Annotated in this window: 19 protein-coding genes; 7 read left to right on the forward strand and 12 right to left on the reverse strand. The window is 71.8% G+C overall.

The genetic code is table 11. From position 1 onward, the window contains the following. Positions 1-95 precede the first annotated feature (95 nt). The 6 genes from BM362_RS38885 to BM362_RS38910 all read right to left on the reverse strand — a co-directional run bounded on the left by BM362_RS38885 (position 96) and on the right by BM362_RS38910 (position 6372). Positions 96-566 (reverse strand): nitroreductase family deazaflavin-dependent oxidoreductase, encoded by a 471-nt coding sequence (locus BM362_RS38885; RefSeq protein ID WP_198545656.1) that lies wholly within the window; start codon positions 564-566, stop codon positions 96-98. Further along, positions 559-1530 (reverse strand): L-histidine N(alpha)-methyltransferase, encoded by a 972-nt coding sequence (gene egtD, locus BM362_RS38890; protein WP_067594344.1) that lies wholly within the window; start codon positions 1528-1530, stop codon positions 559-561. The genes BM362_RS38885 and egtD overlap by 8 nt, the downstream gene beginning before the upstream one ends. Further along, positions 1527-2291 carry an ergothioneine biosynthesis protein EgtC gene (gene egtC / locus BM362_RS38895; protein ID WP_093576537.1) on the reverse strand — a complete coding sequence of 255 codons (765 nt, stop codon included), beginning with the start codon at positions 2289-2291 and terminating at the stop codon, positions 1527-1529. Before egtC ends, egtD begins: the two co-directional genes overlap by 4 nt. A gap of 4 nt (positions 2292-2295) precedes the next feature. Continuing rightward, positions 2296-3645, reverse strand: coding sequence for an ergothioneine biosynthesis protein EgtB (egtB, locus tag BM362_RS38900; protein ID WP_067594350.1), 1350 nt, complete (start codon positions 3643-3645; stop codon positions 2296-2298). Beyond that, positions 3642-4970 (reverse strand): glutamate-cysteine ligase family protein, encoded by a 1329-nt coding sequence (locus tag BM362_RS38905; RefSeq protein WP_244287420.1) that lies wholly within the window; start codon positions 4968-4970, stop codon positions 3642-3644. Before BM362_RS38905 ends, egtB begins: the two co-directional genes overlap by 4 nt. Positions 4971-5445: 475 nt before the next feature. After that, positions 5446-6372 (reverse strand): LysR family transcriptional regulator, encoded by a 927-nt coding sequence (locus tag BM362_RS38910; protein WP_067594353.1) that lies wholly within the window; start codon positions 6370-6372, stop codon positions 5446-5448. Positions 6373-6492: 120 nt separating this feature from the next. On the opposite strand from BM362_RS38910, the gene BM362_RS38915 reads away from it, so the two are divergent. Next, positions 6493-7692: a Glu/Leu/Phe/Val dehydrogenase dimerization domain-containing protein gene (locus BM362_RS38915; RefSeq protein WP_067594356.1), complete on the forward strand. Its 1200-nt coding sequence runs from the start codon at positions 6493-6495 to the stop codon at positions 7690-7692. A 73-nt stretch (positions 7693-7765) separates the two neighbouring features. On the opposite strand, the gene pip is transcribed toward BM362_RS38915, so the two are convergent. The 4 genes from pip to BM362_RS38935 are packed head-to-tail and all read right to left on the reverse strand — an operon-like array spanning position 7766 to position 10629. Then, positions 7766-8713 carry a prolyl aminopeptidase gene (gene pip / locus BM362_RS38920; protein ID WP_093576538.1) on the reverse strand — a complete coding sequence of 316 codons (948 nt, stop codon included), beginning with the start codon at positions 8711-8713 and terminating at the stop codon, positions 7766-7768. 11 nt (positions 8714-8724) lie between these two features. Beyond that, positions 8725-9453, reverse strand: a complete 729-nt coding sequence (locus tag BM362_RS38925) for an ESX secretion-associated protein EspG (RefSeq protein WP_093576563.1) — start codon at positions 9451-9453, stop codon at positions 8725-8727. Between the two features lie 24 nt (positions 9454-9477). Next, positions 9478-10263: a WXG100 family type VII secretion target gene (locus BM362_RS38930; RefSeq protein ID WP_067595365.1), complete on the reverse strand. Its 786-nt coding sequence runs from the start codon at positions 10261-10263 to the stop codon at positions 9478-9480. A gap of 33 nt (positions 10264-10296) precedes the next feature. Continuing rightward, entirely contained in the window at positions 10297-10629 is a 333-nt protein-coding gene (locus tag BM362_RS38935; protein ID WP_067595363.1) for a hypothetical protein, read from the reverse strand. A 170-nt stretch (positions 10630-10799) separates the two neighbouring features. On the opposite strand from BM362_RS38935, the gene BM362_RS38940 reads away from it, so the two are divergent. The 6 genes from BM362_RS38940 (at position 10800) to BM362_RS38965 (ending at position 16665) form a co-directional block, all read left to right on the forward strand. Beyond that, positions 10800-11387, forward strand: a complete 588-nt coding sequence (locus BM362_RS38940) for a TetR/AcrR family transcriptional regulator (protein ID WP_037814298.1) — start codon at positions 10800-10802, stop codon at positions 11385-11387. Positions 11388-11458: 71 nt separating this feature from the next. Further along, positions 11459-12013 carry a TIGR03086 family metal-binding protein gene (locus BM362_RS38945; RefSeq protein WP_244287421.1) on the forward strand — a complete coding sequence of 185 codons (555 nt, stop codon included), beginning with the start codon at positions 11459-11461 and terminating at the stop codon, positions 12011-12013. A 501-nt stretch (positions 12014-12514) separates the two neighbouring features. Continuing rightward, positions 12515-13840 (forward strand): hemolysin family protein, encoded by a 1326-nt coding sequence (locus BM362_RS38950; RefSeq protein WP_067595361.1) that lies wholly within the window; start codon positions 12515-12517, stop codon positions 13838-13840. Further along, positions 13837-14880, forward strand: a complete 1044-nt coding sequence (locus BM362_RS38955; protein WP_093576539.1) for a hemolysin family protein — start codon at positions 13837-13839, stop codon at positions 14878-14880. Before BM362_RS38950 ends, BM362_RS38955 begins: the two co-directional genes overlap by 4 nt. Before the next feature lie 76 nt (positions 14881-14956). After that, a complete protein-coding gene (locus BM362_RS38960; protein ID WP_093576540.1) occupies positions 14957-15889 on the forward strand; it encodes a 3-methyladenine DNA glycosylase in 933 nt (310 codons plus the stop codon). An 89-nt stretch (positions 15890-15978) separates the two neighbouring features. Further along, positions 15979-16665, forward strand: coding sequence for a substrate-binding domain-containing protein (locus BM362_RS38965; RefSeq protein ID WP_093576541.1), 687 nt, complete (start codon positions 15979-15981; stop codon positions 16663-16665). A 127-nt stretch (positions 16666-16792) separates the two neighbouring features. Here BM362_RS38965 and BM362_RS38970 read toward each other — a convergent pair whose 3' ends face one another. After that, on the reverse strand, positions 16793-17581 hold the full coding sequence (locus BM362_RS38970) for an aldo/keto reductase (RefSeq protein WP_067595354.1): 789 nt from the start codon (positions 17579-17581) through the stop codon (positions 16793-16795). Positions 17582-17719: 138 nt separating this feature from the next. Then, on the reverse strand, positions 17720-18202 hold the full coding sequence (locus BM362_RS38975; protein ID WP_093576542.1) for a hypothetical protein: 483 nt from the start codon (positions 18200-18202) through the stop codon (positions 17720-17722). Between the last annotated feature and the right edge of the window lie 6 nt (positions 18203-18208).

Here is an 18208-nt window from a genome sequence, read left to right on the forward strand (position 1 = left end):
TCGCCGGGCTTCTCCTCGCCCCAAGGGGGCTCGGCCGGGGATTCCGCGAGGTCGAACCAGCCGCGGAACTGGCCCGTCCGGCTCCCCGGAAACGTTCAGCGACGGGTCAGCACGAAGATCGGCAGCTCCCGCCCCGCCGCGTCGCGTTCCATTGCGTAGCCCGGCCAGAATTCGAGCAGTTCCGCCCACATCCGGTCGTACTCCGCGCCTTCCAGCTCCCGCGCCTTGACCTCGATCTCGCGGCCGCGCAGCGCGACCGTCGCCTCCGGATTGTCGCGCAGGTTGTGCGTCCACGCCGGGTTCTTCGGGCGGCCCCAGTTGGAGCCGGTGAGCACGAACTCGCTGCCGTGGGGGTAGTACAGCAAGTTCGTGCTCCGCGGGAGGCCGCTGCGGCGTCCGGTGGTGGTGAGCCGCAGCGACGGCAGCCCGGCCAGGCCGACCAGGCTGATCCGGCCGCCGAACCACCGGTGCAGCTGCCGGTCGGTCGCGATGATGGCGCGCGAGGCGCCCATCAGCCGGGGCTGGGTGCCGAGCTTGCGGGCTAGTGCCGCGAGAGGGTTACGCACGCACCGATCTTGCCAAACTCACCCCGAACCGCTGCGGTGAGTCTGTCCACCATCGTTCCAGCGCGAACCCGGCGGCGTTCAGTTCCGCCTCGACGCCGTCGGTGCGGAACTTCGCCGACACCTCGGTGCGGATGTGCTCGCCCTCGGCGAACGGCACGATCAGGTCCGCGCCGGGGATGCGCACCTCTGTCCGGCGCCGGGCGCGCAGCCGCATTTCGATCCACTCGTGGCCGGGGTCCCAGTAGGCGACGTGGTCGAACTCCTCCGGGTCGAAGTCCGCGCCCAGTTCGGCGTTGATCACGCGCAGCACGTTGCGGTTGAACGCCGCGGTGACGCCCGCCGCGTCGTCGTAGGCCCGTTCCAGCGTTTCCCGGTCTTTCACCAGGTCAGTGCCGAGCAGCAGCCACTCCCCTTCGCCGAGCACGTCGCGCACCGAGCGCAGGAACTCGGCTCGCTCGGCAGGCAGGAAGTTGCCGATCGTGCCGCCGAGGAAGGCGACGACCCGCGGCGCGGTGCCGGGCAGCAGCCGCAGGTGCTGGGTGAAGTCGCCGACCACCCCGCGCACTTCGAGCTTGGGATAGTCCGCCGTGATCGCTGAGGCGGCCTCGGCGAGCGCGGTTTCCGACACGTCCATCGGCACGAACGCCTCCAGCGTGCCGTGCGCGGTGAGCGCGTCCAGCAGCAGCCGGGTCTTCTCGCTCGACCCCGATCCCAGCTCGACGAGCGTGTGCGCGCCGGTGCGTTCCGCGATCTCGGCCGCCCGCTGCGCGAGCACCTCGCGCTCGCTGCGGGTCGGGTAGTACTCCGGCAGCGCGGTGATCTTCTCGAACAGCTTGCTGCCTTCGGCGTCGTAGAACCACTTGGGCGGCAACCACTTCTGGTCGGCAGTGAGCCCCGCGCGCACGTCCGCGCGCAGTTCGGCGGTCACGTCGCGGCGATGGCTCTCCAGGTCCGCTTCGGTCATCGGGCGGTGCTCCGTTCCAGGGTCAGGGGAAGAACGTCGACGCCGGCCGCGGTGACGCGCACGGCGTGGCGGTCGGGCACGGCGGTCCAGGCCGGGTCCGGATCGCACGGCTCGGACGCCAGCACCACGCCGGTTTCGGTGCGGCGCACGGACAACGCGTGCGTCCACGCGGTGCCGACGAGCAGTTCGCCGTCGGTGAGCAGAAGGTTCAGCCGGGAGCCCGGGGCGACCGCCTCGACCTCCCGCACGAGGCCGGTCACCGCTTCGAGCGGCTCCTCCCCCGCGCGCAGCCGGGCACGCAGCCACGCCCACAGCAGTGCGGAATCCGTCGGCGCTTCGAGCGTGAACAGCTCGGCGACGTCCAGCCGCCCGGCCAGCCCGCGCATCGAACCAGGCCAGCCGCGCACGACGCCGTTGTGGCTGAACAGCCAGCGGCCCTCCGTGAACGGCGCGGCGGCCGCCTCGGTGACCGGCATTCCGGTGGTGCCGTTGCGCACCGCCGCGACGAACGCCGTGGTACGCACCGACGCGGCCAGCGCGGGCAGGGTCTGGTCGGTCCACAACGGTTCGCGGCGGCGGTAGCGCTGCGGCGGCGCACCCGGTTCCGGGTACCAGCCGAGGCCGAAGCCGTCGGCGTTCACCGAACCGCCGCCGCGCATGTCGAGCGGCGCGTACGACTGCACGAGCAGCGCGTGCGGCGCGGCGAACATCAGCTCCGCCGGGGACACCGGCGCGCCGAGATAGGCGAGATGACGGCACATCCGGCTAGCCTGCCTCGCCCGGGCGCGGATCGCGCGCGCACCGGAAGCCGGAGAAGATCTGCCGCCGGATCGGGTAGTCCCAGTTGCGGAACGTGCCCCGGATCGCCGCCGCGTCGGTGCCGAACGACCCGCCGCGCAGGATCTTGTACTCCGGTCCGAAGAACACCTCCGAGTACTCCCGGTACGGGAACGCCGCGAATCCCGGGTAGCCGTGAAAGCCGGTGCTCGTCCACTCCCAGACGTCGCCGATCAGCTGGTGCACGCCCAGCGGCGACGCGCCGGCCGGGTACGCGCCCGCCTCGGCCGCGCGCAGGTGGCGCTGTCCGAGGTTGGCGTGCTCGGCGGTCGGTTCCTCGTCGCCCCACGGGAAGCGCCGCGACCGTCCGCTCTCCGGATCGTGCCGGGCGGCCTTCTCCCACTCCGCTTCGGTGGGCAGCCGCTTGCCCGCCCAGCGCGTGTACGCCTCCGCCTCGTAATACGAAACGTGCACGACCGGCTCGTTCTCCGGGACGCGCTCGCGCACCCCGAAGCGGGTGCGCCACCAGCCGTCCGGTTCGCGGCGCCAGAACCGGGGCGCGGTGATGTCGTGCTCCTGGCGGTACGCCCAGCCGGGCTCGCTCCAGAACCGCTGGTCGTGGTAGCCGCCGGATTCCAGGAACTCGACGTACGCCCCGCACGTGACCGGCGCGGTGTCGAGGACGAACGCGGGCACGTCGACCTCGTGCGCCGGGCGTTCGTTGTCCAGCGCCCACGGTTCGGCGGTGGTGCCCATGGTGAACCGGCCGCCGGGCACGAGGACCTCGGCGGGCAGCTTCCGGGCGGGCGCGCGCGGCGGCTCCGGGGCGTGCAGCACCGGTTCGCCCTTGCGCAGCTGGTGGGTGGCCAGCATGGTCTCGTCGTGCTGCTGTTCGTGCTGGGTGATCATGCCGAACGCGAACGCGCTCTCGGTGAGCCGCCGCCCCTCCATCGGGGCGGTTTCCAAGACGTCGAACGCCTTTTCGCGGACTTCCCGCACATACGCCCGGGCCTCGGCCGGGCCGAGCAGCGGCAGCGCCGGACGGTCCGCGCGGGCGTGCTGGAAGGCGTCGTAAAGGTCGTCGATGTCCGGCCGCAGCGGCTCCCGGCCGCCGACGTCGCGGACCAGCCACAGTTCTTCCTGGCTGCCGATGTGCGCGAGGTCCCACACGAGCGGCGACATCAGTTTCGAATGCTGCCGCACGAGGTCTTCGTCGTCGACCGCGTCGGTGAGGGCCACGCTGCGCTCGCGCGCCCGGGTGAGGGCGGCGGCCGCGTGCGCCCGCAGGTCTTGCGGGCTCAGCTCCAGCAACGGGTTCTGTTCGGGGATGGTGCTCATGGCTCCTGACTCCTCGAGTCCGGTTCGCCGGGCTCCCGGCCCGGCGGTGTGCTCGGTCCTGCTTGCCGGTCCTGGCGCGGCACTCCGGCGGCCCGCGCCCGCAGCCCGGCGGCCAGCCCGGCGACGGTGCCGTCGGGAAGGCCCGTGGCGGGCAGCTCGGCGATGCCCAGCTCCACCAGCTCCCTGGCGACCGCCGCCAGCCGCGCGTCGGCCGTCCCGCACCGGGCGGCGTCGCCCCAGCGGCCCGCCGCGGGCGCGCACACCTCGCGCACTTTGTCCACAGTGGACTTATTCGCCAGCAGCGCGGCGACCAGCGCCACCGGCGGCAGCCATTCCCCCGGCGGCTGCCCGTCCAGGTACCTCAGCTCCAGGTAGCCCTGCGGCCGCACCGGGGTGAACATCGTGGTGAGGTGGTAGTCGAGGTCCGCGGCCGTCGGGCGGCGCAGCACGGCGGCCGCGCCCCGGCCGCCGATCCATTCGGCGAAGGTCAGCCCCTCCGGCGCGTCCCACGGCCGTTCGCCGCGCGGGAACACCATCAGCGGCGTGTCCATCATCCGATGGGCCCATTCGCGCGCCGGGTCTTCCCCGGGCTCGGGCGACTGGGTGCGGACCGGTTCGGTTTCCATCACCGCGAGCCAGCGCGCCGACGCGAATCCGGTGTCGGATCCCGCGTGCACACGGGAATTCGCGAACAGCGCCAGCAACGGCGGACCCATCGCGTGCGCGGCCGCCCAGCGCGCGGCGACCTCGTGCGCTTCGCCCGCGTCGACGCAGATCTGCAGGCCCGCGGTACTGCACATCATGGTGATGCCGCCCGCCCCGATCGGGGCGAACCGGCGTTCCATGGCGGCGTAGCGGGGCGTGCGCAGAACGCGCCGGGGCGGACGGTGCTCGTCGATGCCCGCGGCCCCGAGTTCGAGGCCGCGGCGGGCGAGAAGACCGGTGAGATGAGCGAGATCGGCCTCCACAGCCGCGTGCAGGGCACGCAGCGAGGCCTGCGGCGGAGCGGAGATCTCCACCTGGCACCCGGGTTCCAGGCTCACCGGCGCACCGGCCGAGAGCGGGATCGCGGGACTGTCGGGGCGCAGCGTCCGCGGGGTGTGCGGACCGAGCGCCGTGGCGAGGACATCGGGGTCGAGCGGGCGGGCCGGGTCGCCGGCGTGGTGCACGGTGAACTCCAGTTCCACCCCGAGCAGTCTCGGCGGGCCGTGCTTGAAACACACCGACGCGACGTACTGTTCCCCCTCCGCGCGGTCGGCCAGCACCCGCGCGGTCCGGTTCGCCGCACTTCCGGATCTGTCCGGAAAATCGTGCACTGCAGTCATCTGCCGCCGTCCGCGTCGGGAGGTCCGCCGGGCCGGACCTCGTCGCTTCGCGACGCTACACGCGGGGTCTGACAAAAACAGGGCCGCGAAGCGCCGGAGGCAATCGATAAGGAACTCGTAATCCAGGGTGACCTGGGAGTTCGCCGAACAGGTCACTCTGGCGGGCACTGCTCCATCCGGGGCACCCGGATCGGGGCAGGTCCGGTGCCGCGCCGGCCACGAGGTGCGGAGCGGGGGCCGGATCCCGGTACGGTCGCAGCCCGCGTCCGACGCCGCGGTCAACCCAGCCCGCGGCAAAGCAGGCTCGGTCCCCGGCCCCAGCTCCGCCTCCCTGCGCCGCACCCACCGACTCGCCTCCCTGCGCCGCACCCACCGACTCGCCTCCCTGCGCCGCACCCACCGATTCTCCGTGCGGCGACGGGCGATCGGCACCGTCCGCGGCCGCCTACCCGGCACCCGGCCCGCGGCGCCCGGCTCACGGCAGCGCAGGTTCGGTCCCCAACCCCAGCTCGGCCGCGGCTTCCTGCACGGCCGCCACCACGAGATGCAACGCCGGACGCCGGATCTCCGTGCGGCGATAGGCGATCGACACCGTCCGCAGCAGCGGCGGGGCCAGCGCGACGACGTCGATCCCCGGCGGGCGCAGCAGCCGCAGGCCCAGATCGGACACCAGGGTCACGCCCAGCCCGGCGCCCACCATCGCCATCGCGGTCGACTGTTCCTCGACCTCGTGATTGATTTTCGGCTGGAAACCGTGCCGCTGGCAGGCAATCCGGATCGCGCGGCCGAAATGGGACTTAGCGCTCGCCAGGATCCACGGATGCTCGGCGAGCGCGTCGAGCGGCACCGTGGCCGACGGCAACGCGCCCGCCGGGACCGCCGCGTGCAGCCGTTCCACCGCCACGACCGCGCGCTCCAGCCCGTCGCTCCACTCCATCGGGGCATCCGAGTAGTCGATGACGAACGACAGGTCCAGCGTGCCGTCCCGCACCGCGTCCGCGGTCGCCTCCGGGGCCAGTTCCTTCGTCCGCACCTGGATTCCCGGGTAGTCCGCGGCCAGCGCGGTGAGCGCGGTCGGCAGCAGGCCGGACGCCACCGACGCCCACACTCCGGCCGTGAGCCGCGCGGACATCGAGCCCTGCGCTTCCTCCAGCGCGAGCGTCGCGCGCTCGACCGAGCCCAGGATCTCCTCGGCGTGCTCGGTGAGCAGAATGCCGAGTTCGGTCAGCTGGACCCGCCTGCCGAGCCGTTCGAACAGTTTCGCTCCGACGTCGCGTTCCAGCTGCGCGAGTTGCTGGGATACCGCCGAAGCGGTGTAATGCAACGCCGCCGCGGCCGCGGTGACCGTCCCCCTGCGGTGCAGCTCGCGGAGCATCCTCAAGCGGTGCAACGAAAGCTCCATGTACGAACCCTAAACAACTTCGTCCAGATTCGGTAAATAGACGCGCGCCCCGCAGTGGCCGCACCCTCGGAAGCAGGCGGCGAAGCGCGCTGCCAAGGACTTGAGGAGGTGAGTGGCTCGATGGACCCGCGGATCGCCGAACCGCTGATGAAGCTCACGTGGACCGACCCGGTCACGGGCGCGCACGGCTACCTGGTCGTGCACAGCCTGGTCTCCGGCGTCGCCACCGGCGGCACGCGCATGCGCGCCGGCTGCACCGTCGACGAGGTGGCCGACCTCGCGCGCGGCATGGCGAACAAGACGGCCGCGTTCAACCTCCCGGTCGGCGGCGCGAAGGGCGGCATCGACTTCGACCCCAAGGACCCGCGCGCGACCGGCGTGCTCACCCGCTTCTGCGAGTTCCTGCGGCCGTGGCTGGACGCCAGCTGGGTGACCGCCGAGGACCTGGGCGTGCCGCAGCACCTCATCGACGAGGTTTTCGCGACGCTCGGGCTGGAGCAGTCGTACCACGCCGCGATCCGCCGGTCGGCCGATCCGGCGCGCACGCTCCGGCGGGTCCAGGCCGGGCTCAACGCGCCGGTTCCCGGCGGGCAGCTGCTCGGGGACGTGATCGGCGGGTACGGGGTGGCGCAGGCCTGCCTGGGGGCGGCCAACACGTGGGGCTGGGCCGTTCCCGGGACGACTGTCGCCGTCCAGGGGATCGGCACGATGGGCGGCGGCGCGGCCTGGTACCTGCACGAGGCGGGGATGAAGGTCGTTGCCGTCGCGGATGCCGCCGGGACGTTGTACGACCCGGAGGGGTTGGACGTGCCCGCGTTGCTGGAGTTGCGGGACCGCTTCGGGGAGGTCGACCGGGGACGGCTGCCGGAAGGGGTCCAGTCGTTGCCGCGGGAGGCGGTGCTGGCCGCGGACGCGGATATTCTCGTTCCGGCGGCTATTTCTTATGCGCTGCGGGTGGACAACGAGAATCTCGTCAAGGCGAAGGTGGTCGTGGAGGCGGCTAACGCCGCTACGACTCCGGAGGCCGAGGCGGCGTTGTCGGCTCGCGGGGTCGCGGTGATCCCGGACTTCATCGCCAATGCCGGGGCCGCGGCTTGGGCTTGGTGGTTGCTGCTCGGGGAGGTCGGGGCGGATCCGGCGGATTCGTTCCTGCGGTTGCGGACGGAGATGCAGGCGAAGGTGGCGTTGGTGCTCGCGGAGTGGCATCTGGATCGGGTTCCGCCTCGGGTCACTGCTTTGCGGCAGGCTGAGGTGGTTCGGGCGGATCGGAATGCCGAAGCGTCGAGTCCGGTGGGGGCGCCCGCGTTGATGATTCCCTGATCGGCTCTTCGCCTGGGCCGGCTGTGGTGTGTGAGGGGAACCCTGAGGGAATCAGATTCCCTCAGGGTTCCCCTCACGCACGGGTGGCGAATTTGTCGGTTGCGGAGATCAGGGCGTTTTCCATGGAGGGGACGGCGGTGGTGTGGCCCGCGCCGCCCACCAGGATCAGGTCCGCGTCCGGGATAGCGCGTTCCAGCAGCCAGGGGGTGCCGACCAGGTTGCCCAGGTCCAGGATGCCTTGTACCAGGACTACCGGGATTCCGGCCAGTTTGCCCGCGTCGCGGAGGATTCCGCCGTCTTCCAGGAAGCAGCCTTGGGAGAAGTAATGCGTGACCAGGCGGGCGAAGCCCGGGCGGAAGCGGGGGGCTTCGAATTTCGGGGAGGGCGGGACGCCGGGGAGCATGGCGGATTCCCAAGCGCACCAACCCTGCGCGGCCGGCTCGTGAACAGCCGGGTCCGGGTTCGTGAGCAGGCGGTAGTAGGCCGCTGACAGGTCGCCGGTTCGTTCGTTTTCCGGTACGCCTTCGCGGAAACGGGCGTAGGCCTCCGGGAACAGTTCGCCCAGGCCGCCGGTCAGCTGGCCGATTTCGATCCGGCGGTCGGTGGCCAGGCCCATCATGACGATTTCCGTCACTCGTTCGGGATGCCGTTCCGCGTAGGCCAGGCCCAGTACGCAGCCCCAGGATCCGCCGAAGAGCTGCCAGCGGTTGATTCCCAGGGTTTCCCGCAGCAGCTCCAGGTCGGCGATCAGGTGGCCGGCGGTGTTCGCCTTCAGTGCTGCGACGGTGTCGCCCGCGTGCGGGGTGCTGCGGCCGCAGCCGCGTTGGTCCAGCAGGACGATCCGGTACTTGTCCGGGTCGAAGAATCGGCGCATGCCTTCGCCGCAGCCGGTTCCCGGGCCGCCGTGGAGGACGGCCACGGGTTTGCCTCCGGGGTTGCCGCAGGTTTCCCAGTACACCTGGTGGCCGTCGCCGACGTCCAGCAAGCCGCTGTCGTACGGTTCGATCTCCGGATAGCGCACCGAGCGTCCCCTCAGGTCAGGGTGCGCTCCAGAACCCGCAGCGCACCGCACAGTTCAGCCGGGCCGGCCGGCCCGATCCGGATTTCCGCGTCCGGCCCGGCCCCGACGGTGTAGCTCAGGTACCGGCCCCAGTCCGTGTCCGCGTAATGCAGAGGTTCTTCCAGCCGGACGTACCGGCCGACATCGTCGCGTCGTCCCGCGTACAGCTCTCCGCTTCCGTGCACCGGACGCTGCACCAGGGTTAACACGTCCGACAGCACCGGGTCCAACGGAAAAGCGTCCTCGCCGCGCCGGGCGGCTTCGGTCAGGTCCGCGACGCGCACGCTGCGCACGTGCCCGCCGCCCGGCCCCACCGCGGGCAACTGCTCCACGAGCGTTTCCAGCACGCGCTCCCGGTCGATCTCCTGGACGCCGACGTGTTCGCCGTCCGACACCGCGAGCACTGCCTGCAATCCGCTCGCCGCGGCGAGCACGCCGTACGTGCGGTCGCCGGTCGCGACCCAGCCGTAGTACTCGACCACCGGGCGCACGAGCAGCGGCAGCCAGTCGAGGAAGTCCACGGTGGCCCGGCCGCGTGCGTCGACCAGTCCGGCCAGCGCCAGCGCGTCGTCCACCCGCTTGGCCGCTTCGTCGCGCTCGGTTTCCGACAGCCACGCCGGATCCGGCCGCAGCGTCACGTGCAACCGGCCCACCTGCTCGCGTTCGGCCAGCGCCGCGAGCGCTTCGACCGGGACATCCACCCGGCCCGCCGGATCGGCCACCGGCTACTCCTCCTCGTCGCCGAGAACCGGCTGGGTCGCCGAACCGTCCGCCCCGAACGTGCCCTCCGGATCGGATTCGAGGAGGTACTCCGGCCGCCAGTGCAGGCCGTCGCCGGGGCCGCCCGGTGCGACGGGAGCGCCGCCGGCCGCCGGGGCCGAGCCGCGCTGAGACGGTTCGCTCACCGAAGCGGGCAGCACCGCGGCGCCGGGGCCGCTCCGGTCGTGGCTCGCGGCGGTTTGCGTGGCCGTACTGTCCGAAGTGGTCCGGCGGACAGCGGCGCCGTCGGGGACGATCGGGCCGTATTGCTTCGGCAGCACGCGTTTGGTGTTCGCGGTGACGCCGTGGTACTGCTCCATCACCCGGACATTGTTCTCGTTCGCGCCGTGGAACCGGTCGATGCCGTCCTGAAAGGACGCCGGCGCGGCCGGCGCGGGCAGCACCGCCTGCAACGGCCCGGCCCACGGCTGCGGCCGCTCCGGGCGGGGCGGCACGTCGACGACCGCGTGCCGGGAACTTTCGAAGCTGCTGGCCTGGGTGTCCATCGACGCGCTGGTGAGGTCGAGCGGATCGGCGGACTCCCGGAACCCGGCCTCGACCGGTCCCGCGCCCGCCTTCGCGGCGTCCGCCGAGTCGCCGGTCCACGAGCGCGCCATCCGCTCCTGAAGGTCTTTCACGCTCTGCGCGCGTTCCAGGTAGGCCGCTGAAAGCTCCTGGACTTTCGCCGCGGCAGCACGCAAACCGGACGTGTCGCCGCCGCGGAAGTTGTCGAAGATCTGCTTGCCGTCCACCTGGTTCCCTTCGTGCGCAGCCGGGTCGTTCGCTTACCGGCCGCGACCGAGGTCGGCGCCTGCCCGGTCCGCCTCGGCGGTCCGGTCCCGCGCGGTGCGCAGCTTGTCGAGGTACCCGGCGGCGTACCGGCGCAGCGCCTCGTTCTGGTCGCGCAGCGTGCGCAGGGAGTCCGCCCCGGCGGCGGCGTACTCCGCGCTCGCCGGGTCCGCGCCGGGGGCGGCGAAGACCGCGAGGATCTCGTCGATCGCGCGGCCGTCGGCGGCGATCTTCCCGAGCTGGTCCTCCCACAACCGGATGACCGCGGTCAGCTCCGCCGCGTCCATGGCGAAACCGCCGCGCGCAGGGCCCGACTCGCCGATGACCAAGGCCGCTCCCTTTTCCGGTGCTCACGTCGTGATGTGCACAGCGTAGTCAACCGGCCCGGTCGTGTCAGCCGAGAACCCGCCGGTGTGACGGCGCACATCCGTTCCGCCGTCACGTCACAGTACGTACGTACGGATTGCGAGAACCCGGTCCTCGATGTCAGGATTTCAGGATGCCACGGGTCAGCCAGGATCACCTCGACGCACGCCGCCGGCAGATCCTCGACGGCTCGCGCGTGTGTTTCGCACGCTACGGCTACGAGGGTGCCACGGTCCGCCGTCTGGAAGAAGCCACCGGATTGTCGCGCGGAGCGATCTTCCACCACTTCCGCGACAAGGAATCGCTCTTCCTCGCCCTCGCCGAGGACGACGCGGTGCGGATGGCCGACGTCGTCGCCGAACAGGGCCTGGTCCAGGTCATGCGCGATCTGCTGGCCGGGAACAGCGAACACCCGGCGGACTGGCTCGGCACCCGGCTGGAGGTGTCGCGGCGGCTGCGCACCGACCCGGAGTTCCGCGGCCGGTGGGCGGAACGCTCGCAGCAGCTGACCGAGGCCACCCGCGACCGCCTCGAATGGCAGCGCAAGGCCGGCAACCTGCGCGACGACGTCGACGTCAGCGTGCTGACCGCGTTCCTGGAACTGGTGCTGGAAGGGCTCGTGTCGCACCTCGCGATGGGCCTTCCCGGCGACGACCTCGGCCCGGTGCTGGACCTGGTCGAGGAGACCGTGCGGCGGCACCGGCCGGGCGCGCGCAGCTAGGGTTCCCGCGCGATCAGCCGGGTTCGTGGTCACTGTGCATCTCCTCGCCGCCCCACGGCAGCGCACTGGACGTGTTCGACGCCGCCGGTCCCGGCGACTGGGCCCGCGGCACGCCGTGCACCGGCTGGCCAATACACGATCTGGTGAACCATCTGGCCGTCGAGCAGCTCTGGGCGCCGCATCTGCTCGCCGGGGCGACCCTCGACGAGGTCGGCACCCGCTACGACGGCGATGTCCTCGGCGACGACCCGCTCTCGGGGTGGGAGAAGGCGTTCGCCGCCGCCCGCGAAGCGTGGCTCTCCCCCGGCGCGCTGCGCGGCACCGTGCACGTCTCGTTCGGGCTGGTGCCCGCCGAGGAATACGGCTGGCAGATGACGCTCGACCTCGCCGTCCACGGCTGGGACCTCGCCACCGCGCTCGGCCGCCCGAACCCGGTCCCGGACAGCCTCGCCCGGCGGCTGCTCGACGTGCTGCGCCCGATGATCGACGACTGGCAGGGGCTCGGGCTGTTCGACCCGCCGGTCGCGGTCGGCCGCAGTGCACGACCGGCTCGTGGCCTTGCTGGGCAGACGGCCGCGCTGAACCACCACAGTGGACCGATGCCCGGGCCGCGTGGCTCGCGCTGATGTTCGGTTCCCCTCACGAACATTCACACGTGCTCGACGGCGGCCTGGGGCAGCTTCGCGCACCGCGCCTGCGGAGGTTCTCGCCCTGCCGTGGCGGGCTCGCGCGCTGGCGAGGGAGAGAAGCCGCCCGGCGTGTCTCGTCGGCTGGTGCTCCGCATAGCCCTGGCAGACACCGCTCCCGCGAACCCTCCGCACCGCGCTGCTCAGGAAACCTCGATGCGGCGTTGGGCGGGGGCGCACGTCCGCGGCCGGGATGCCGCTGGCGGAAGCGCGGTTCCCGCCGCGGCGGGAGCGGAAACGCGCGCCGGGTTCGCGTCCTGTCGCCGCACGGCTGTCCGGACCCGGTACGATTGTCGGCATCTTCGCACTACAAACCCGCTATGCCGAGGAGTGACTTCCATCCGTGCGCGCTGCGCCATCGCCCGGTGACAGTACCGGGCCGGGTCCGCATCGACCCGGCTTCCCGCCCGCCGTCGGTTCCGCCGTCCCGGACGGTGCGCTGTGATCCACGTCCTGCTTTCCGTGCTCGGCGTGCTGCTCTTCCTGCTTCTCACGATCGGCACCGGCCTCGCCGTGGCCGCCGAGTTCTCGCTCACCGCGCTCGAACGAAGCACGGTCGACGCGGATGTCCGCCAGGTCGGTGACAAGCGTTCGCGCACCGTCCAGAAGGCGCACCGCACGCTGAGTTTCCAGCTCTCCGGCGCGCAGGTCGCGATCACGCTCACCACGCTGATCACCGGTTTCCTCGCCGAACCGCTCATCGGCGACCTGGTCCGCCCGCTGCTCGACGCCACGGGCCTGCCCGCTTCGGCGGCGTCCGGGGTGGCGGTGGCGGTCGCGCTCGTGCTGGCCACGTTCCTGTCGATGATCCTCGGCGAGATGGTGCCGAAGAACATCGCGATCGCCCGGCCGCTGCCGACCGCGCGCGCGGTTTCCGGCTACCACGCCCGGTTCTCCGCGCTGTTCCGCTGGCTCATCACGCTGATGAACAACAGCGCCAACTTCCTCGTCCGCAAGTTCGGCATCGAGCCGCAGGAGGAGCTTCGTTCGGCGCGGTCGCCGCAGGAGCTGGGCTCGATCGTCCGCTCCAGCGCGGAAAGCGGGAAGCTCGACACGTCCACCGCGGAGCTGCTGGACCGCTCGCTGCGCTTCGGCGACCGCACCGCGGACGAGCTGATGACCCCGCGCGTGCAGGTCGAATCGCTCACCGTGGACGACACGATCGACGACTTGATCGACATCTCCCGGCGCACCGGGTTCTCGCGGTTCCCGGTCTACACCGAGGATCTCGACGACGTCCAGGGCGCGGTGCACGTCAAGCAGGCCTTCGCCGTGCCGGCCGCCGACCGGGCGACCACGCGGATCCGTTCGGCGATGCGGCCGGTGCCGACCGTGCCGGAATCGCTGCCCGGCGACGACCTGCTGAACCGGCTGCGCGATTCGCGCTACCAGCTCGCGATCGTGGTCGACGAGTACGGCGGCACCGCCGGGCTGGTCACGCTGGAGGACGTGGTCGAGGAGATCATCGGCGACGTCCGCGACGAGCACGACGACCGCGAGGCCCCGGCCGCGCAGCAGCTCGGCGCGGACCGCTGGCTCGTGTCCGGGCAGCTGCGCGCGGACGAGGTCCGCGACATCACCGGCTTCCGGATGCCCGAGGGCGACTACGAAACGATCGCCGGGCTGATCCTGGAGCGGCTCGGCGCCATCCCGGCCGAGGGCGACGCCGTCGAGGTCGACGGCTGGCGGCTCGCGGTCACCAGCATGGACCGGCACCGCGTCGCCGAGGTCCAGGTGCGCCCGGCCGAAAGCGGGGTGACCGCGTGAGCGACTGGCTGAACATCGCCCTCGTCGTCGTCCTGCTGCTGGCCAACGCGTTCTTCGTCGGCGCGGAGTTCACCCTGATCTCCTCGCGCCGCGACCGGCTGGAAGCGTTGCTGGAGCAGGGAAAGACGCGCGCGCAGATCGTCATCAACGCGAGCAAGCACGTTTCGCAGATGCTCGCCGGGGCGCAGCTGGGGATCACCATCTGCTCGCTGCTGCTCGGCCGCTTGGGCGAGCCCGCGGTCGCGCACCGGCTGTCCGGGTTCTTCGACCTGCTCGGCCTGCCCGACCAGCTGCTGCACCCGATCTCGTTCGCGATCGCGCTGGCGTTCATCACCATGCTGCACGTGCTGATCGGCGAGATGGTGCCGAAGAACCTCGCCATCGCCGAACCGGAGCGGCTGGCGCTGTGGCTCGTGCCGGTGCACGTGGCGTGGGTGAAGGTGGCGAACCCGGTCATCGCGTTCCTCAACTTCGTCGCGAACTCCTTGCTGCGCCTGATGAAGGTGGAGCCGAAGGACGAACTGGAGACCGCGTACAGCTCCGACGAGCTCGCCGAACTGCTCAGCGAATCGCGGCAGGAAGGGCTGCTCGACCAGTCCGAGCACCGGCGGCTTTCGCAGACGCTGTCGTCGGTCGCCAAGACCGTCGCGGACGTGCTGGTGCCCACCTCGGAACTCACCACGCTCCCCTGCGGGCCGACGCTCGGCGACGTCGAGCGCGCGGTGTCCACCACCGGGTTCTCGCGCTTCCCGGTGTGCACCGACGACGGTTCGCTGACCGGCTACATCCACGTCAAGGACGTCCTCGACCTCGTCGGCCAGGACCCCGCCACGGTGGTGCCGGACGACAAGACGCGGCCGCTCACCGAACTGCGGTCGGACGCACGGCTCGACGTCGCGCTTTCGGCCATGCGCAAGGAAGGCAGCCACCTCGCGCGGGCGCTCGACGCGTCCGGCGCGGCTGTCGGCGTGGTGGCGCTGGAAGACCTCGTCGAGGAATACGTGGGGACCGTGCGCGACGGCACCCACGTGGCGGCATGAGCGCAGCTTGCGAGCGCATCATCGGCGCTCATGCCGCCTCCCGGACGACCAGCGCGAAACTCGTCAAGGAGGCGGCATGAGCGCGGTCGTGCTCGCCGAGGCGGACTGGCAGGCCCGGGAGCGAGCGCACGCCGAGCGGATGCGCGCGTGGACCGGGCCGCACCAGGAACGCCGGGCACGCGGCGAAAAGCACCCGGTCCTGGATTTTCTGTTCACCTACTACTCGCACCGGCCGGGGCATCTCGAACGCTGGCAGCCGGGTCCGGGCGTGGTGCTCGCGGGCGCGTCCGCGCGGCGGTTCCTCGATCGTCCGGCCTACGTCGAGACCGAGGACGGAGTGATGCTCGACCCGGCGGCCTTCACCGGCCGCCGGGCGCGCACCGCCGAGTTCGTGCTGAAGCTGCTGTCGGCCACGGCGTCGCGAGCGCCGCGGCTGAGCTGCTTCGGGCTGCACGAATGGGCCATGGTCTACCGCGAGCCCGCGGACTCGGTGCGGCACGCGCAGGTCCCGCTGCGGCTCGGCTCGGCCGGGACCGACCAGGTAGTGGAATCGATGGACATCCGCTGCGGGCATTACGACGCGTTCCGGTTCTTCACCGGCCCGGCGCGGCCGCGCAACACGCTGGAGCCGACCCGGGAATCGCAGGTCGCGCTGGAGCAGCCGGGCTGCCTGCACGCGAACATGGATCTTTTCAAATGGGCTTACAAGCTCGATCCGTTCGTGCCCGCCGAGCTGGTCGGCGACTGTTTCGCGCTCGCCGCGGACGTCCGTGAACTGGACATGCGGGCCAGCCCGTACGATCTAGCGGACTACGGCTACCGGCCGGTGCCGATCGAGACCGCCGAAGGGCGGGCCAGCTACGCCCGCGCCCAGGCCGGATTCGCCGAGCGGGCCGCGCCGCTGCGGGCCCGCCTGATCGGCCTCTGCCGCGGTCTTCTCGCCGACCCGGCCCAGCCGCCGGACCCCGTGCCGGGGTCGCCCGCCCGCGGAGCTGACAACTCTGCGTAACGGTATTCACCGCAGGTCGCTGGCCTGATAGAGTGATAACGGTTCGATTGCATAACTGAGCGTGTTGTGCATGTCACGAAAGGACAACGATGGGGCGTCACAGCCTGCCCGAGGAGCCGGTGCCGCACCCTCTCGACCCGCCGAAGCGGCCCGCCGGCCGCAGCGAGACGACCGGATCGCACCGGATCGTCGCCAAGAAGGCGCCTCGCAGGCGGATCGCGAAGTGGCCTCTTGTGGCCGTCGGGCTCGTGGTGCTGGCCACGCTCGGCGTGGTCGGCTGGAACTGGGCCGACAGCGTGCTCAACAACCGCGCCGAGGCGCAGGCCGCCAGCTGCAACGGCGGCCGCACCGACGTCCGGATCGTGGTGACCCCGCAGGTCGCCAAGCCGGTCGAAGCGGCGGCGGCGCGCTGGAACCAGGACCTGACCCAGGTGCACGGCAGCTGCGTGCACGTGGCCGTGCAGAGCAAGCCCGCCTCCGCCGTGCTGAACGCGCTCACCGGCAAGTCCTCGCTCGCCACGATCGGCGGCCTGCCCGACGGCTGGATCCCCGAATCGTCGTACTGGGTCGGTCAGCTCTCGAAGGCCAACCCGGACGTCATCGGCTCCCCCGCGATGCCGATCGGCTCCGGGCCGCCCGCGGACTACCCGTTCGTCGGCCTGTCCGGCACGTCGATCGACGAGGTCCAGCAGCGCGGCACGCAGAGCTTCCGGGCGTTCCTCAAGGAACCGGCCCAGCTGGCGGACTTCGCGGCGGCGGGGATTCGCGCTTCCTGATCCCCGGCACGTCAGCACCGCCTCCGGCCCCGGTCGGGCTGGGGCGGTCCGGGGGCGCGGGCGGCCACCTGCCGACCGCGCTGCCCTGCGCCAGCGCGCCCGCCGTGGGGCTCGCAGGCGCCGCCGCTCAGGAGTCGAGTTCGGCCAGCGCCAGCAGGTCGTCCTCGGCCAGTTCGAAGTCGAACACGTCCGCGTTCTCCCGGATCCGCGACGGGGTCGCCGACTTCGGGATCGCGATGATCCCCAGCTGCAGATGCCAGCGCAGCACCAGCTGGGCGGGCGTCTTCCCGTACTTCGCCGCCAGCGCGGTGATCACCCGGTCGTTCAGGTTCCGGCCCCGGGCCAGCGGGCTCCAGGCCTCGGTCGCGATGCCGTGCTCGGCGTGGAAGGCGCGCAGCGGGGCCTGCTGCTGCCACGGGTGCAGTTCGACCTGGTTGACCACCGGCACGACGTCGGTCTCGTCGAGCAGGCGGCGCAGGTGGTCGACGCCGAAGTTCGACACGCCGATCGCCCGGACGCGGCCCTCGTTGAGCAGCAGTTCCAGCGCGCGCCAGGTCTCGACGTACCGGTCCAGCTCCGGTTTCGGCCAGTGGATCAGGTACAGGTCGACCGGACCGAGGCCTAACGCCTCCGCGCTGCGGTCGAACGCGCGCAGGGTGTTGTCGTAGCCGTGGTCGGTGTTCCAGACCTTCGTGGTCACGAAGACGTCCTCGCGCGGCAGCCCGGACTCCCGCACCGCGGCGCCGACCTCGGCTTCGTTGCCGTACATCGCGGCGGTGTCGATGCTGCGGTACCCGGCTTCGAGCGCCGTCGCGACGACCTTCGCGACCTGGTCGGGCCGGACCTGGTACATGCCGAGTCCGAGCTGCGGAATGGGGACCGAATTGTTCAGCGTGAGCAGGGGCGGCACAGCCATGCGGCGATCCTCACTGCGGTGTTCTCGGGGACAGCTCTCCTGGGGAACACCGCAGATCTTGCCACTGCCGGCCCGCCGCCGCTTCCGGCCCCTGCCGCAGTCCGCTGCCCGGACGTCCGTGAAGGGCCACTGAGGGAATCAGATTCCTTCGAGGAGTCCTTCACCGACCCGCACCGCCGCCGTGACCCGGGTGGCTCGCTCGGCGACCTCGTCGGGCTCCGCGGCGAGCAGGGCGCCGTGCCGGGCCTCGACCGCGACTCGCGCGGTCATCGCTGACGAACGCGCCATTTCCGCCGCCGCGGAAACGTCCGCCAGGGCAGCGGAGTCCACAGTGGACAGCAGGCGTTCCGCCACCCCGACCACCTCCCCCGCGGCGGCGACCACGTCCGCGGCGGGCTGGGCGCGGTCGGGCACGTCGTGCGTGACGGCGTGGGCGTCGATCTCCGCCAGCCGCAACGCATGCCGGGTCAGGTGGTCCGCTTCGGCGTCGCCGCCGGCGGCCCGGCTCAGCAGTGCCGCCGCTTGGGCGAGGGCGAGCGCCGCGACCGTCGCCCCGGCCGGAGCCGGGATCGCGGGGCGGGCGAGGGTGTTCAGGAAGTCGCTCACGATCTGGTCCCGCATGGCTGG

This window comes from Amycolatopsis rubida (genome assembly GCF_900115345.1).
GTDB classification, from domain to species: Bacteria; Actinomycetota; Actinomycetes; order Mycobacteriales; family Pseudonocardiaceae; genus Amycolatopsis; species Amycolatopsis rubida.